Annotated in this window: 15 protein-coding genes and 2 pseudogenes; 15 read left to right on the top strand and 2 right to left on the bottom strand. The window is 63.7% G+C overall.

The genetic code is table 11. The annotated features are described in order from the left end of the window. The 9 genes from XM50_RS20370 to XM50_RS02570 form a co-directional block, all read left to right on the top strand. On the top strand, positions 1 to 279 hold a 279-nt coding region (locus tag XM50_RS20370), incomplete at its 5' end, for a hypothetical protein (protein WP_197075312.1). Positions 280 to 504: 225 nt separating this feature from the next. Further along, positions 505 to 789 carry a hypothetical protein gene (locus XM50_RS02605; protein ID WP_007407013.1) on the top strand — a complete coding sequence of 95 codons (285 nt, stop codon included), beginning with the start codon at positions 505 to 507 and terminating at the stop codon, positions 787 to 789. Between the two features lie 20 nt (positions 790 to 809). After that, a complete protein-coding gene (locus tag XM50_RS02600; RefSeq protein WP_046407154.1) occupies positions 810 to 1,229 on the top strand; it encodes a periplasmic heavy metal sensor in 420 nt (139 codons plus the stop codon). Next, positions 1,226 to 1,798: an RNA polymerase sigma factor gene (locus XM50_RS02595; RefSeq protein WP_046407140.1), complete on the top strand. Its 573-nt coding sequence runs from the start codon at positions 1,226 to 1,228 to the stop codon at positions 1,796 to 1,798. Before XM50_RS02600 ends, XM50_RS02595 begins: the two co-directional genes overlap by 4 nt. Before the next feature lie 98 nt (positions 1,799 to 1,896). Continuing rightward, entirely contained in the window at positions 1,897 to 3,903 is a 2,007-nt protein-coding gene (locus XM50_RS02590; protein WP_030541566.1) for a copper resistance system multicopper oxidase, read from the top strand. Next, positions 3,893 to 5,206 carry a copper resistance protein B gene (locus XM50_RS02585; protein WP_007407010.1) on the top strand — a complete coding sequence of 438 codons (1,314 nt, stop codon included), beginning with the start codon at positions 3,893 to 3,895 and terminating at the stop codon, positions 5,204 to 5,206. The genes XM50_RS02590 and XM50_RS02585 overlap by 11 nt, the downstream gene beginning before the upstream one ends. Positions 5,207 to 5,253: 47 nt before the next feature. After that, positions 5,254 to 5,637, top strand: a complete 384-nt coding sequence (locus XM50_RS02580; protein ID WP_030541567.1) for a DUF305 domain-containing protein — start codon at positions 5,254 to 5,256, stop codon at positions 5,635 to 5,637. Between the two features lie 61 nt (positions 5,638 to 5,698). Then, the gene (locus XM50_RS02575) at positions 5,699 to 6,148 is read left to right on the top strand and encodes a DUF411 domain-containing protein (RefSeq protein WP_046407136.1); all 450 of its coding nucleotides are present in this window, start codon (positions 5,699 to 5,701) and stop codon (positions 6,146 to 6,148) included. 367 nt (positions 6,149 to 6,515) lie between these two features. Continuing rightward, entirely contained in the window at positions 6,516 to 7,052 is a 537-nt protein-coding gene (locus tag XM50_RS02570; RefSeq protein WP_082102658.1) for a DUF2231 domain-containing protein, read from the top strand. A 179-nt stretch (positions 7,053 to 7,231) separates the two neighbouring features. Here XM50_RS02570 and XM50_RS20695 read toward each other — a convergent pair. Both XM50_RS20695 and XM50_RS02565 read right to left on the bottom strand, forming a co-directional pair. Next, positions 7,232 to 7,357 (bottom strand): annotated as a pseudogene (locus XM50_RS20695) (DUF305 domain-containing protein); the annotation flags it as partial. Positions 7,358 to 7,381: 24 nt separating this feature from the next. Then, complete coding sequence (locus tag XM50_RS02565; RefSeq protein ID WP_314375488.1) at positions 7,382 to 8,377, bottom strand: NAD(P)/FAD-dependent oxidoreductase; 996 nt, start codon at positions 8,375 to 8,377, stop codon at positions 7,382 to 7,384. Between the two features lie 211 nt (positions 8,378 to 8,588). Between XM50_RS02565 and copC the strand changes: the two genes are divergently transcribed. The 6 genes and pseudogenes from copC to XM50_RS02540 all read left to right on the top strand — a co-directional run bounded on the left by copC (position 8,589) and on the right by XM50_RS02540 (position 14,568). Beyond that, a complete protein-coding gene (gene copC / locus XM50_RS02560) occupies positions 8,589 to 8,957 on the top strand; it encodes a copper homeostasis periplasmic binding protein CopC (protein ID WP_007407009.1) in 369 nt (122 codons plus the stop codon). A gap of 4 nt (positions 8,958 to 8,961) precedes the next feature. Beyond that, positions 8,962 to 9,888, top strand: coding sequence for a copper homeostasis membrane protein CopD (gene copD, locus XM50_RS02555; RefSeq protein WP_007407019.1), 927 nt, complete (start codon positions 8,962 to 8,964; stop codon positions 9,886 to 9,888). Between the two features lie 329 nt (positions 9,889 to 10,217). After that, positions 10,218 to 10,634 carry a DoxX family protein gene (locus XM50_RS02550; protein ID WP_348770557.1) on the top strand — a complete coding sequence of 139 codons (417 nt, stop codon included), beginning with the start codon at positions 10,218 to 10,220 and terminating at the stop codon, positions 10,632 to 10,634. Further along, positions 10,631 to 11,491, top strand: a complete 861-nt coding sequence (gene ygiD / locus XM50_RS02545; RefSeq protein WP_046407130.1) for a 4,5-DOPA dioxygenase extradiol — start codon at positions 10,631 to 10,633, stop codon at positions 11,489 to 11,491. The genes XM50_RS02550 and ygiD overlap by 4 nt, the downstream gene beginning before the upstream one ends. 33 nt (positions 11,492 to 11,524) lie before the next feature. Continuing rightward, positions 11,525 to 11,823 (top strand): annotated as a pseudogene (locus XM50_RS19450) (DUF1971 domain-containing protein). A gap of 57 nt (positions 11,824 to 11,880) precedes the next feature. Further along, positions 11,881 to 14,568 (top strand): vitamin K epoxide reductase family protein, encoded by a 2,688-nt coding sequence (locus tag XM50_RS02540; protein ID WP_046407129.1) that lies wholly within the window; start codon positions 11,881 to 11,883, stop codon positions 14,566 to 14,568. Positions 14,569 to 14,650: the final 82 nt, after the last annotated feature.

The following is a 14,650-nucleotide window of genomic DNA, read 5'->3' as shown; positions in this document are numbered from 1 at the left end:
TACAGCACCGCAGCCGAAGGCTCGCTGGTGTTCAATCGCATTTGGCAGCTTCGGCTAGCTGACGGCACCCCCATTACTCGTGAGATCGGAGAAGCCTACTTCGTCGTTCTGGATGAGGGCCGCACCAAGCTCAAGCTGTCGCTGGGTAATGGCCTCACTTGCTTCGGGCGCGATCGGCGCGATCCTCCCGCAATCGAGGGTTTCCAAGAGATAGCACATTCATTTGTAAACAGCGGAAGAGCCGTGCCGACCGGTGTCGCCCGGCTCCTCTATTTCTAACGCCGCGGCGTCCGCTCAGTGGCGCGCTCGGCCTGCAAACAGAGTTGCCAAGGAATTTGAACAGCGGGACGCGTGGATTGTCGGCTGCGTAGCCAGCTGCGAGCGATTGGACGCAATGGAAGAGTGCGCAGTCGCGCCGAGGGGCGTGTGGCATTCGTTCACTTCAGATTGGAGGGGTGTTCGCCGGCCGTGCGTAATGGATGTGAGGACGGCGGAGGAATGACCATGGACATGGATTTAGACAGCGCGTTGCGCCGCCTTGGCGAGCAACCGCTTGATCCCCGGCTCGCTGAACTGGAAGGCGAAGTCATGCGACTGATCGCGGCGGAGCGCCGCGCGGGTGGCGTAGTGGCGCTGCGATCCGGCATGCTGGCAGCGCTAGGCGCAGTCGCCTTGGGAGTGGTGGGCGGCGGATTGTCGTCCACAGCGGCGACTGCGCAGGTGCCGACGCTAACACCCTTCGGGCCTGCCATGCCGCTAGCGCCTTCGACCTTGCTCGCGTTCCAGTGACGAGCGGCGCCCGGAGGGCGATGCTGATCGCCATCATCGCGTTCGTGGCGGCGGTCGCAGGCGTTTGGGCTGGACGTGAGTTGTTCCCGTCCCCGCCAAGCCCGGGCGTTGAGCTTCACAGCTTGCTCCACGACGGGCTCGAGCTAGACGAAGCTCAACGGACTAAGCTCCAGGCGCTGGAGTCTCACTTCGCCGTTCGAAGGCGTGCCTTGGAGCTGGAGCTCAGAGCCGACAACGCCCGGCTCGCCGCCGCCATCGAGGCCGAACATGGTAACGGGCCGCAGGTCGCGGCGGCCGTCGATCGTTCGCACGGCGCGATGGGTGAGCTCCAAAAGGAGACGTTGAACCATATGTTCGCGATGCGGCAGATCCTGCGGCCGGATCAGACGACGGCGTTCGACCGCGCGGTGGTGAAGGCGCTGACCGCAGACGCGCGGTGAGCCTCGATCTCGCGGCCTGCACGGACGGCGAACTCGCCGCCTTGACGCTCGGCGGACGTCAGGCTGCGTTCGCTGAGATCATGCGGCGGCACCAAAAACCGGTCTACCGCCTGATCCGCTCGCATATCGGCGACGCCGAAGAGGCGCTTGACCTCACTCAGGAATGCTTCGTGGCCGCCTTTCAGAACTTGCGAAAGTATGACGGAGAGCGACCGCTCGCTGCGTGGCTGACCCGCGTGGCGATCAACAAGAGCCGCGACTGGCACAGGCGGCGGCGCATACGCCAGATACTATCGTTCGCCTCTTCGCTGCCGCCCGAGACCATGGAGAGTGGGCGGGACGAGGCGCCAGGTGCCGACGCGGTAACCTTCGATCGCGCAGAGCTTGCGCGGCTTTCGCGCGCGGTGTCCGAGCTGCCGGCCACGCTCAAGGAGACGCTTTTGCTGCGGACCGTGGAAGGACTGTCCCAGGGGGAGACCGCGGCCGCGCTGGGGATCAGCGGCAAGGCCGTGGAGATGCGACTCCGGCGCGCGCGTGAAAGATTGTCGAAAAATCTCGACTTGGTGTGAGGGGATGGGCCGGTTCGCGCGTAGTGAAAGGTAAGGTCGGCGGCCCTCCCCCCCCCCCGCCGCCGGCCGCAAGCATTGAACTGGAGCGAAGGAAAGGCATGAGCCGCAATCTAAACCGGCGCGACGTAATGCGCGGAACCGCCATGCTTGGCGGCACGCTGGCCATGTCGGCCTACCTGCCGGCTTGGGCGCAACCTGTGTCGCGCGGCATCGCCAGGCCCCTGCCGACCGTGTCGGGCACAAACATCGCGCTGACGATCGACAGGATGAAGCTCGTCATGGACGGGATCACGACGCCGGCAATCGGCGTCAACGGCACCGTGCCCGCACCGCTCGTCCGCCTCCAGGAGGGCCAGAACGTCCGTCTCGCAGTGACCAACAATCTCGACGAGGATAGCTCGATTCACTGGCACGGGCTCATTCTGCCGTTCCAAATGGACGGCGTGCCCGGCATCAGCTTCCCTGGCATCAAGGCGCGTTCGACCTTCGTATACGAATTCCCGATCTTGCAGTCGGGCACCTACTGGTATCACAGCCATTCGGGCGAACAGGAGCAGGCAGGGCTCTACGGACCCATCGTGATTGATCCGGCCGGTGCCGACCCGATCGCGTTCGACCGCGAGCATGTGATCGTCCTCTCCGACCATAGCGAAATGACGGGCGAGGAAATTTTCCGCAAGCTCAAGCAGATGGGCGGCGCCTATTTCAACTATCAGCGCCCGACGCTGAGCGGGCTGCTCGCCGGCCGCGAGATGCGCCTCAAGGATCGGATGGAATGGGGCAAGATGCGCATGGACCCGGCCGATATTGCGGATGTTACGGGGTCGACCTACACCTTCCTCGTCAATGGCTTTGGCCCTTACGACAACTGGACGGGCCTCTTCCGACCGGGCGAGCGGGTTCGGCTGCGCATCGTCAATGCTGCGGCGCAAACCAACTTCAACGTGCGCATCCCTGACTTGCCGATGACGGTGGTGCAGGCCGACGGCCAGAACGTCCGGCCGGTAACCGTGGACGAATTCCAGATCGGCGTCGCGGAAACCTTCGACGTGATCGTGACGCCCGAGGACCGCGCCTACAGCTTCGTTTCCGAGGCGATCGACCGATCCGGCATGGGGCGCGCGACACTGGCCCCGCGCGAGGGCATGATCGCCCCGGTCCCGCCGCTCCGCCCGCGCACGTTGCTGACCATGACCGACATGGGCATGGACATGAGCGGGATGGAGGGGATGTCCGGTATGGCGGACGAGAACCCGGTCGCAAAGCGCGGGCCGGATCCCACGTTGATGCAGAATGCCTCGCGCAACCTGTGGAAGCTCACCGGGTGGAAAGAGCCCACCGATCACGGAACGAAGGCGGTAGGCGCTGCGATGGCCGGCATGGCTGGGATGGGGGGCGACCAGATGAGCGGCGCTATGCCAGGGATGGACCATAGCCAAATGGCGGCGGGCGCTGCCGGGATGGCGGGCATGGACCATGGTCAGATGAGCAGCGGCGGCATGGCCGGGATGGATCATGGGTCAGGCGGCAGCATGGACATGAACATGCGCAACCCCAAGAACGCGCCCGGCGTCAAGATGGGGCCGGGAGTGCAGACCATCTCGCCGATGCCGAAGGACCGCACGGGCGAGCCGCCGCAGGGGCTGGAGGACGCGGATCATCGCGTGCTCACTTATCGCGATCTTGTCGCGCTCGACCGCAACCCGGACGTTCGCGCCCCGTCGCGTCAGTTGGAGATCCACCTGACGGGCAATATGGAGCGCTACATGTGGGGCTTTGACGGCCAGAAGATGAGCGACCCTGCCGACCCCATCCCGTTCCGCAAGGACGAGCGCGCGCGCGTCACCCTGGTCAATGACACGATGATGCCGCACCCAATTCATTTGCACGGCCACTTCTTCGAGCTGGTGACCGGACATGGCGACTTCGCGCCTCGCAAGCACACGGTGAATGTGGCGCCCGGCGGTAAGATGACATTCGACGTAACGGCCGATGCGCCCGGCGACTGGGCGTTCCACTGCCACAATCTTTATCACATGACCGCGGGGATGATGCGTGTCGTGACGGTTCGCCCGATGGGCGAGGAGAACCGCGATGCAGCCTAAGTTCCTCTTGATCGCTGGCGGCGCGGCACTTGGCCTCGCAAGTCCGGTGGCCGCGCAGATGGACCATTCCAATATGCCGGGCATGAAGATGCCGCCGTCAAATACGCCAGCGGTGAAAAAGCCGGCCGCTAAAAAGCCGGCCGCCAAGAAGCCCGCAGCGACCAAGCCCGTCGCGCGCAAAGCGTCCCCAAAGCCCGCCGCTAGATCGACACCGCCCGCGAAAACGGGATCGGGGGCCAAGCCCGCTGCGAATCAGCCCGCCAAGCCTCCGGCCCCTGCAACGATCGTTGCCGATCCTCACGCCGGTCATGACATGACGACCATGCCGGGCATGAATACGCCTGGAGCCAACCCCAACCCCAATACCGCGCACGACATGTCGGCCATGCCAAGTGCCTCCGGCGGTGCCGCCTCCGGCCAGCCAAGCACCAGGCAAGGCATGGACCATGGATCGATGCCGGGAATGGGCCAGAGTTCGGGCGCGATGCAAGGCATGCCGGGACACGACATGGGAAGCATGCCCTCAGGCACGGGCGCGGCGATGATCGGCACCAACCTGCAGGCCGGCACCGCTCCGCCGCCCCCCATTCCGACGGATCGTGCCGCGGACCAGGTCTACTCTGCCGCTGCCATGGCGCATTCGCAGCAGCATCTGCGGTCGATGCACGGCGGGCAGAATTTCTCGCAGGTCATATTCAACCTGGCTGAAGTCCAGATCCGGGATGGTCGCGATGCTTATCGTTGGGATGGCAGCGCCTGGTACGGTGGCGACGTTAATCGTCTGGTTCTTAAAACCGAGGGCGAAGGGAACTTTGGGAGAAGCTTGGAAAGGGCGGAGCTGCAGGCGCTCTACGCACGGGCAATCGGACCCTATACCGATTTTCAGGCAGGGATCCGGTACGACTTCAAGCCTAATCCCTCGCGTGTTTACGCGACAGTCGGTTTTGAGAGCCTGGCTCCGGGTTTCTTCGATGTCGAGGGCGCACTGTTCTTGTCTAGCAAGGGAGACGTGCTGGGCCGCGTTGAAGGCTATTACGATCAGCGCATCACCCAGCGGCTGATTCTCCAGCCTCGTGTCGAAGCTGAGTTTGCGGCGCAGGACGTTCCGGCAGACCGGATCGGTTCGGGCTTGTCGGATATCGAGCTTGGCTTGCGGCTGCGCTACGAGGTGAAGCGAGAGTTCGCCCCCTATATAGGTGTTTCGTACGAGCGCAGAGTGGGCCGTTCTGCTCGTTTTGCACGCGAGGATGGCGAGGATGCGATATCCACCAGCCTCGTTCTGGGCATTCGCACATGGTTTTGAGGCCGACTAGTCTTGTCGGGTTGGCTGAGGTCAAGAAGGAGAAGTCGATGTTCAAGACAGTAACACTTCTGGCTCTGGCCGCGACGTCGGCGAGCCCCGCTTTGGCTCAGCAGCAGATGCAGGGCATGGACCATTCGAAAATGCAAGGCATGAACCACGACAACATGCCTGGCATGAACACGCCTTTCATGCCCGCCGAAATGGCGATGCACGAAAAGATGATGAAGGCCAAGGGCGCTAATGCGAGCGAGACGTGGGTCCGCAAGATGATCGAGCATCACCGCGGTGCGATCGCCATGTCGCAGATCGTTCTCCGGGAGTCGCCCGATGCGAAGACCCGGCAAATGGCCCAGAAATCGATTGCCGAGCAGAACAAGAGCATCGGTGAACTCCAGGCGATGCTCCGGTCGATGGGCAAGCGTCCTCAGTAATAAGCCTCGTTCCTCCCGCCCCCAGCGAGGAGACGGGAGGAACGACCAAGGAGATTTTTCCATGAAGTCAGCGTTGCGATTTGCGCTTACTGCCGCAGCCTTGTTGGTTCCGGTTGCCGCCAGCGCGGCTACCCCGATCGTTATGCACCGCGACCCCGGCTGCGGCTGTTGCGCCAAGTGGGCGGCGCAGGTGCAGCAGCAGCTCGGCCGTCAGGTGCGCGTCGTCGATGATCCCAACCGCCCGGCGCTGCAGAAGCGCGCGGGCGTTCCCGCGGACGTCTCGTCCTGCCACACCGCAATCGCCGATGGCATCGCTTTCGAGGGCCACGTGCCGATCGCCGACATGAAGCGGGCTCTTTCGACCCGGCCCAAGGGCGTGCGAGGCCTCGCGGTCGGCGGCATGCCGTTCGGCTCGCCAGGAATGGAAGTGCCGGGCGTCAAGGCGCAAGCCTATGACGTGGTCGCCTTTGGTCCCAGCGGCCGCCGCCTGTTCGCCCGCCACGGCAGCTGATCGGCCGATGTTTTTTGGCGGAGTGGCATGACGCGGTCGCCGCAGCCAGCGTAGCTGTGGCGTCCAGTCCGTCTTGAAGAGCAGACGGAAAGTTTCACAAAGGAAGCTGGGCAGGTGAGGGAAGAAGGCGCGGCGTGCGTAAACTGGATTGAAACAACACGGTTCAAGGGGTTGGGTGATGGGCGGTAAACGAGGCGGGGCTTTCGCTCTACTCCTTGCGGTTGCAATCTCAGTAAGCACGTCGGCATCGGCGCACGAAGATCACGATGCGCTCGGGGCCGGTCCCGGGCCGGCCGCTAGCAGCGCAGCCGAGACGCAGAAAGCAGATGGGGCGGACGCTGGCGACGGCCACATGGGCATGGGCTCTATGTCGACCGTGGACATGAACATGGGCGGCCGCGACATCGCCGGCGACGACATGGACATGGGCGGCATGCACGAGGAGACCGCCAACAAGAACAAGACTTTCGGCGAACGGCTTGTGAGCTGGCTGGGGCGGGTGCATACCATGGTCATTCATTTTCCCATCGCCCTGTTCATCGGTGCGTTCGGGGTGGAGCTGTTCGGGTTGTGGCGCCGCAACCGGGATTATCAGCATGTCGCACACATAATGCTGGTCGTCGGCGCGCTGGGAGCGATCGTGGCGGCGTTCCTGGGCTGGTTCGCAGGCGGGTTCTACCTGACCGACCGCAACCCTATCCTGATGACGCATCGCTGGCTCGGGACATCGATCGCGGTCTTCGGCGTCGTGCTGGCTTGGATGGCAGCCCGCCACCGCAAGGGTCCCGAGCGGTCGCGGTCGTTGTATTGGGTGGTGCTTGGCCTGATGACGCTCGCGATCTCAATTCAGGGGTTCCTCGGCGGAACCTTCATGCATGGCGGAATAAACCACTTGGCGTTCTGAGGGGCCCGACGCTTAGTAGCCGCTCGCGTGTTGGCGCGGTTCGAAGGAGAATGCGGCAGCGCCGACCTTCGTGCCGTAGGATGCCGCCAGCGATCCCGGCTCCGCTCGGGCGTGTCGAGGAACCCCGACCCTGATAATAGCACACTGTCTCGATGCACTCGCGCGCGAGCCACGGGATCGTGGTACGGGATCATCGAACGGAGAAAGGCCGTGTCGCCGATCGTCGTGTGGATACGAATAAGCGCGAAGCAGCCGAAGAAGATGACAAGCGAGCCGGCGATCAGCGCTTTGTTGGCGGTGTTCGCTCGTCGCACCGCCAATGGCTCCCGCTACGTCGGCGGTACGCTCCGAGCGGAATACAGCCCGGCGAGGGCGGATGACAATCCACTGTCGCGGTCGCGCAACAGGTTATGAATTGCGGTCGCAGCGATCGCCGCTTGTCCGGCTGCGACGCTGATCTGATCGAGCCCTTCCACGACGTCGCCGACTGCGTAGAGACCCTTAACCGAGGTTTGTTGGTGGGCATTGGTTAGCACGCACCCGGATTCGCTGAGCTGTGCTCCGAGCAAAGAGGCAAGCCGCGTCCGAGGTGATGAGCCGAGTGCGGGGTAAAGCGTGTCGAATTGTAGCTCCAAGCCATTGGCCAGCCTCACCTCGACACACTCGCCAAGACGCAACTGCCCGACAGGCGAGGGGGCGACATCAATGCCCTGCTGGTCCAGCTTGGCAAGTTCGGTCGGCCCAAGATCGAGCGAGCGTTCGGCCAGAAGCGTGACCTTGGCCCCATAAGCCCTCAGGAATTCGGCTTCTTCAGCACCATGACCATCGCCGCCGAGCACCGCCACGTTCATGCGCCGGGCCTCATAACCATCGCAGATCGGGCAATAGCGGAGAAGCCCACGCGCCACGCCGATGTCATGCATCGCATCAGGCATCTCGGGACGCCGGTTGACGACGCCCGTCGCAAGGACAACGGTCCGCGCATACAGGACGTTCAGTTCGCAGCTTGCCGAGAAGTGGTCGCCTGACGCGACGATTGCGTCAATCTCACCTCTCTGGACCGTACCGCCATATTCGCGCAGCTGAGCCTGCAAACGGGCAAGAAACGTGACGCCGGAAATGCCGCCGGGAAATCCTGGCAGGTTGTGCGAGCGCGGGATGGACGCGGCGCGCCCTGCCGCCGCATCGTAGACGACGCAGCTCCTGAGAAACCGCGACAGATAGATCGCGGTCATGAGGCCCGCTGGACCACCGCCCACTATCAGACAGTCGATGACCTCCTCAGGATCTCCAGTCCAGCCCTGATCGGTCAACCGCAACCTCATCATTACCCCGCGCATGCGCCTATCAGGCCCGCGGCCACAGTTGGTTTAAGGGGAGACGCAGTGAAAAAGCGCTCCATGCTCCCTTCTGAATACGCGCTGCCACCGCCGACCCCTCATCGAGAGCGGTGCGTCGGCACGAAAAAAGATCGTGAGGGGTGACCCGTCCAGCTGCGTAATACAGGTGAGCCCAATTGAAATGGAGATTACCTAAATGCGCCGCTTGTTCATCACGACTGCCGCCGCCGCCCTGTTCTTCGTAGGCGGCGTGGCGAACGCGCATCCGAAGCTGGTGTCCGCCAGTCCCGCTGCCAACGCGGCGGTCGCGACCCCCGAGAAGATCAGCCTCCAGTTCAGCGAGAAGCTCGTGCCGGCTTTCTCTAAGGCCGACCTTACCATGGCCGCGATGCCTGGCATGGCGGCCATGAAAATGCCCAGCAGCGCCGCAGTCGGCGCCGATGGCCGGACGCTCACCATCACCCCGAAGCAGCGTCTCCCGCGTGGACGCTACAGCGTCGACTGGCAGGTCGTCTCTGGCGACACACATAAAATCACCGGCAGCTACAATTTCACGGTGAAGTGAGCGAATGCTCGACTGGCCGACCGTCGCCATCCGCTTGGCGTTGTACCTGGTCCTGGCGGCGCTGTTCGGCCTGTCGGCCTTCAGCCTCTACGGCCTTCGCCTTGGCGAGCGCGATGATGCAATCGCGCTGCGGCCTTGGCTCACGGCAAGCGCGGCGCTCGGGTTGCTTCTCTCGGCCGCTGGCCTGATCCTCATGGCCTCGGCGATGGCCGGATCTCCGTTCTGGCCGATCGATCAGGCTGCTGCGGCCGCGCTGCTCGGAGGGTCGGCGGTTGGCACCGCCTGGAAGGTGCGTATGGTGGCGCTCGTCATCGCCGGCGGTGCAGCCCTGCTGGCGCGAGGCAGAGCATCATGGCTGGCTATGGCCATGATTGCGGCAGCCGCGGCATTGGCGACACTCGCGTGGAACGGGCATGGTGCCGCGAGCGAGGGAAGCACGGGATGGCTTCACCTCACTGCGGACATCCTCCATCTCCTTGCTGCCGGTCTGTGGGTCGGGGCGCTGTTCGGATTGCTTCTCCTGATGGCGCGGCGCGCCGAGGAGATCGATGCTGCGCACCTTCGGCTGACCCATCGCGCCCTGCACGGGTTTGGCTCCGTTGGTACGCTCGTTGTTGTTACCCTGGTGGTAACTGGTTTGATCAATAGTTGGCTGCTCGTCGGGCCGACCAATTTTATGGCTCTGGGAACGACACTTTACGGCCTGTTGCTGCTCGCCAAGCTAGCCCTGTTCGCCGGGATGCTGGGGCTCGCTTCCCTCAATCGGTTTCGCCTCACGCCGGCCTTTGAGCGCTCGATTGCCATGAACGACCATCGCGGGGCGCTTAGGGCACTGCGGGTCAGCCTCGCGATCGAGACAGCCTGCGTGATCGGCATTCTGGCGCTCGTGGCATGGCTAGGCACCCTCGCGCCACCCGCGTCGGGCATGTAAACGCTATGGACCATCCGCCCACACAAGCGCCGCCCAGGCCTTCCACCTTCTTTTACCCACTTGCGCGGCTTAACCCTCGCCTCCCAAGATACCCCCCGCTTGGACTGAGCTTACGTGTCCGACGCCCTAAGTCGCCCACAGGTGCTTGCGGGACTGTCGCCTCGCGCTGCAAAGCTGAGTGTACGAGAGGATTGGTCCGGGATGGTCATTACGTTGAGTGCGCGGGACAAAAAGCATGCCTGTCGCGAGGCAAGCTCTTGATGATCCTTCATCCAAATGTTGGATTTTGAATGAACAAGCCGCGTTGACTGAGGGAACAAGGAGCGGCGATGGCCATGAACGAAAGATTGCATTTCTGGGCACCGCGAATGCTGAGTGCCCTTCGGATCGTTGCCGGTCTCGTCTTCCTTGAGCACGGGACGCAGAAGTTCCTGTCCTTCCCGCTTGGCCAAGCGGCAGGTAGTGGCTTTGCATTCGACAACCCTGGGGCATACGCGGGCTTGGTCGAGCTGGCGGCCGGGCTTCTGATCGCGCTGGGCCTGTTCACCCGTCCAGCCGCTTTCCTGGCTTCCGGCACGATGGCCGTCGCCTACTGGATCGCGCACGCGCCGCAGAACGCATTCCCGGTCAACAACGGGGGCGATGCAGCGATCCTCTACTGCTTCGCGTTCCTCTATCTCGTGTTCGCGGGGCCAGGACCTTGGAGCCTGGACGCTTCCCTCCAGCGTCGCGGGGAAGGGGCATGATGGTCGCCGGGCGGATGCCTGCACTGTTCATCGGCCACGGTAGCCCGATGAACACGCTGGAGCGGAACGGCTTCACCGACGCCTGGAAGTCGCTCGGGCGAACACTGCCCCGTCCCCGTGCACTGCTGGTCGTCTCGGCCCATTGGTATTTCGGTGCGACCGCGGTGACGGCCATGCCGAGACCTCGAACGATCCACGATTTCTACGGCTTCCCGCAGGCGCTGTTCGACTTCGACTATCCGGCACCCGGCGCGCCGGACGTGGCGCAGGAGATTGCGGAAGTGGTGAAACCGGAATGGGTTGGTCTCGACCGCGATCAGTGGGGGCTCGATCACGGCACCTGGTCCGTGCTCGCGCACCTCTACCCGCAAGCCGACGTGCCCGTGGTGCAACTTTCGATCAATGCGCTGCGCCCGCTCGAATACCATGTGGACATCGCCGCGCGGCTCGCCGCGTTGCGCGACAGCGGCGTGGCGATCCTCGCCAGCGGCAACGTCGTCCATAACCTACGAGAAATCCAGTGGGACCAGCCTAACACAGCATTCGATTGGGCAGAGCGGTTCGACGACGCCGTGGTAGCGCAGCTCGCCGACGCGCCAAGCGACATTCTGAGGGTGCGCGAGCATCCCGACTACGCGCGCGCCGTGCCTACGCCCGACCACTTCGTTCCGCTCCTCTACCTGGCAGGCCTGGCGGCCGCTGAGGACGCCCGGCCGGAACCGATCGTGCGCGGCTTTTCGATGGGTTCGATCTCGATGACATGCCACGCACTCGGCGCGAACCTACCGGTCGAGACGGACGCAGAGGACGCCGCGACGCTGCCGCGCGACGTTCCCGCCGATCAGACGAATATCTGACCTACGCGGCTACGAAGTGATGGATTCATTGTCATGAGCTCTCCGCCTCCAGAGCGACCGCTGCCCTATAAATGCACCCCTGTGTTCGACGAGAACACGCTTCCGGCCGGGCTGCGAAAAGAGCATCGCACTAAGCCTGGGGTGTGGGCGCCATTCGAGTGCGCGCCGGGCGATTGCGCTATCATGTTCTCGACCCGGCCTCGGAAACCATACTCGATCCCGATTGTCCTGGCTTGGTGCTCCCGGACCAACCACATTTTGTCGAACCGTTCGGACCGATGCGAATGCAGGTCGAGTTCTATGACCGGATGCCCGCACACGCCGCGGGTTAAGGCTGAAAAGCTGGCCTGTTAACGTTTTCAGAGACAAACGAACGAGGGTAGCAAGTCATGATCGATGGCAAAAGCAGTGAAGCCGGCAGCGGCCAGGGTGGCGGCGGCGTCGTTCTGATCACGGGTGCGAGCGGTTTCATCGCCGCCGCGCTAATTGCCCGGCTCGGCGAACGCTACACGGTTGTCGGCCTTGATCGTGCCGGTCCTCCAGACCCGCCGCCGCCCGCGGCGGCAATCGACTTCGATCTCGGCTCTGACGAGGCGGTGGGCGCCGCGCTCGAAGAGGTGCGCGCGCGGTACGGCAACCGCATCGCCTCTGTGATCCACCTAGCCGCCTATTACGATATTACGGGCGATCCCAATCCGCTCTATGACAAGGTCACCGTGCAGGGCACCCGCCGGCTGATTGACGGGCTGCAATCGTTCGAGGTCGAGCAATTCGTCTTCGCCAGCACGATGCTGGTTCATAAGCCGACTTCCACACCCGACGAGCGCATCAACGAGGACTCCCCGATCGGTGCGTCCTGGGCGTACCCACAGTCCAAAGTCGATGGCGAGGCGTTGCTGCATGAGCATCACGGGAACATCCCGGTCGTCTATATGCGCGCCGCCGGAGTTTACGACGACGACGGACGCTCGGCGTTTCTTGCGCAGCAGATATCGCAGATTTACGAGCACCGTCTGATCTCGCACTTTTATCCCGGCATGCTGTGTGCGGCACAGTCATCGGTGCACCGCGACGATTTGGCCGATGCCGTGCTTCGCCTGGTCGATCGGCGGCACGAACTTCCGGCGGAGCTGCCACTGCTCATCGGCGAGCCCGACGCGCCCGGCTATGCCGAGATCCAGGACATCGTCGGCGAGGCGCTCCACGGCGAGGGCTGGAAGACGATCCGGATTCCGCAGCCGCTCGCGAAAGCCGGGATCATCCTACAGAACGAAGCGCTCGGCAGCGACGACTTCATCCAGCCCTGGATGATCGACAGCAGCAACGACCACTATATCCTCGATATCTCCCGCGCGCGTTCGCTGCTCGGATGGGAGCCGAAACATAGTCTCCGCGACACGCTGCCCGCGATCGTTGCGGCGTTGAAGCGCCATCCGCGGGCCTGGTATCGGAACAACAAGCTCAACGAGAACCTGGTTGCCTGGCACGATAAGCCAGAGGCCGAACCTGTAGCGCCGAGCCATCAACCTACGGCGGCAGGCGCCGGGATGGCCGGTATGGATCACGGGGCTGTGGACCATAGTAGCATGGACCATGCAGCCATGGGGCACGGCCCTGGCGCGGCGGACATGGCGATGTCCGGCCACGGTGCACACGGCGATCACATGGCCATAATGGACCGGGACGAGCGCCGTGCGCGCTGGGCTCTTTACGCGAACATCGGTCTTGGGCTGTGGCTCGCCTCCAGCCCGCTCATATACGACTCCGTGACCACGCAGAGCGTCGGCGAGGCCGCGCGCTTCGTAACGATTGATCGCGCGTTGCCGTCGATTGAGTGGCGGGCGAACGCGCTGGCCATTAGCGATGTCGTCAGCGGCCTCGCCATCGCGCTGTTCGGTGCGCTGTCGCTGTCGGCCAGGACCAAGACCTGGGCGCAATGGGCGGTGGCGTTCGTCGGCATTTGGCTGTTCTTCGCCCCGCTAATCTTCTGGAGCCCGAGCGCTGCTCAGTACAACAACAACCTGCTCATCGGCTCGGCCGTGATTGCCCTGTCGGTGCTCGTGCCGATGATGCCGGGCATGAGCATGGCGGGCATGATGGACCCCAAGAACATCCCGCCTGGCTGGACCTATTCGCCGTCCACTGACGCGCAGCGGCTGCCGATCGTCGCCATGGGCCTGATCGGCCTTCTCACCTCGCGCATCCTGACCGCTTACCAGCTCGGGCACATCGATACAGCCTGGGAGCCGTTCTTCGTCGGATCGCTGACCGACCCGCGCAACGGCACTGAGGAAATCATCACTTCCGACATGTCGAAGGCGTGGCCGATCGCCGACGGCGGTCTCGGCACCATCAGCTACGTGCTCGAGATCCTGATGGCAGTGATGGGAACCCGCGATCGCTGGCGCACCATGCCGTGGATGGTGACCTTCTTCGGCATTCTGGTCATCCCGCTCGGCGTCGTCAGCATCTACTTCATCATCAGCCAGCCGATCGTCATCGGCACGTGGAGCACGCTGGCGCTGATCGCCGCGCTCGCCATGCTGATCATGATCCCGTTCGCGCTCGACGAGGTGATTGCGATGGGTCAGTTCCTTCTCTGGGCGCGCCGGCAAGGCAAACCGCTGATCCGCACCTTCTTCCAAGGCGACGCGATCGCGGCCGGCGGAGAGGACACCTCGGACGCGATGGCCTCGCCAAGCACCTTCTGGGCGGACGCGAAGAAGGGTCTGACCCTGCCATGGACGCTGACTGCGAGCATCGTCATCGGCGTCCTGCTGATGCTCACCCGGGTATTGTTCGGCACGGAAGGCGGGATGGCGAACAGCGATCACGTTGTGGGTGCGCTGGTCATCACGGTCGCGATCATCGCCACAGCGGAGGTTGCCCGCGTGCTGCGGCTGATCAATGTCGCGTTCGGAGCCTGGCTCGTGGCCGCGCCTTTCCTCCTGGACGGCGTTGGTCACCTTGGTGCCGTGGCCTCGGTCGTAGCGGGCATTGCGCTCGTCGGCCTCAGCTTTCCAAGGGGGAAGCGCAGCGCCGAGCATTATGCAGGCTGGGACAAGTACGTGATCTGAAAGTATCCTCGATCACTGCTGGCTCCATTGCGGACCTTGATCGCGCATCGCACCGTCTCGCGTGCCTTCGTCGCCGCTTTCT

It is taken from the genome of Sphingomonas sp. Ag1, from assembly GCF_000980895.1.
Taxonomy (GTDB): domain Bacteria; phylum Pseudomonadota; class Alphaproteobacteria; order Sphingomonadales; family Sphingomonadaceae; genus Sphingomonas; species Sphingomonas panaciterrae.
This window is presented reverse-complemented; position numbering and strand designations above follow the sequence as displayed.

Coding starts and splice junctions, on each gene's coding strand:
- XM50_RS02605 (WP_007407013.1), top strand. CDS start 505: ATGGACATGGATTTAGACAGCGCGTTGCGCCGCCTTGGCGAGCAACCG.
- XM50_RS02600 (WP_046407154.1), top strand. CDS start 810: ATGCTGATCGCCATCATCGCGTTCGTGGCGGCGGTCGCAGGCGTTTGG.
- XM50_RS02590 (WP_030541566.1), top strand. CDS start 1,897: ATGAGCCGCAATCTAAACCGGCGCGACGTAATGCGCGGAACCGCCATG.
- XM50_RS02585 (WP_007407010.1), top strand. CDS start 3,893: ATGCAGCCTAAGTTCCTCTTGATCGCTGGCGGCGCGGCACTTGGCCTC.
- XM50_RS02580 (WP_030541567.1), top strand. CDS start 5,254: ATGTTCAAGACAGTAACACTTCTGGCTCTGGCCGCGACGTCGGCGAGC.
- XM50_RS02575 (WP_046407136.1), top strand. CDS start 5,699: ATGAAGTCAGCGTTGCGATTTGCGCTTACTGCCGCAGCCTTGTTGGTT.
- XM50_RS02570 (WP_082102658.1), top strand. CDS start 6,516: ATGTCGACCGTGGACATGAACATGGGCGGCCGCGACATCGCCGGCGAC.
- XM50_RS02565 (WP_314375488.1), bottom strand. CDS start 8,377: ATGAGGTTGCGGTTGACCGATCAGGGCTGGACTGGAGATCCTGAGGAG.
- copC (WP_007407009.1), top strand. CDS start 8,589: ATGCGCCGCTTGTTCATCACGACTGCCGCCGCCGCCCTGTTCTTCGTA.
- copD (WP_007407019.1), top strand. CDS start 8,962: ATGCTCGACTGGCCGACCGTCGCCATCCGCTTGGCGTTGTACCTGGTC.
- XM50_RS02550 (WP_348770557.1), top strand. CDS start 10,218: ATGGCCATGAACGAAAGATTGCATTTCTGGGCACCGCGAATGCTGAGT.
- ygiD (WP_046407130.1), top strand. CDS start 10,631: ATGATGGTCGCCGGGCGGATGCCTGCACTGTTCATCGGCCACGGTAGC.
- XM50_RS02540 (WP_046407129.1), top strand. CDS start 11,881: ATGATCGATGGCAAAAGCAGTGAAGCCGGCAGCGGCCAGGGTGGCGGC.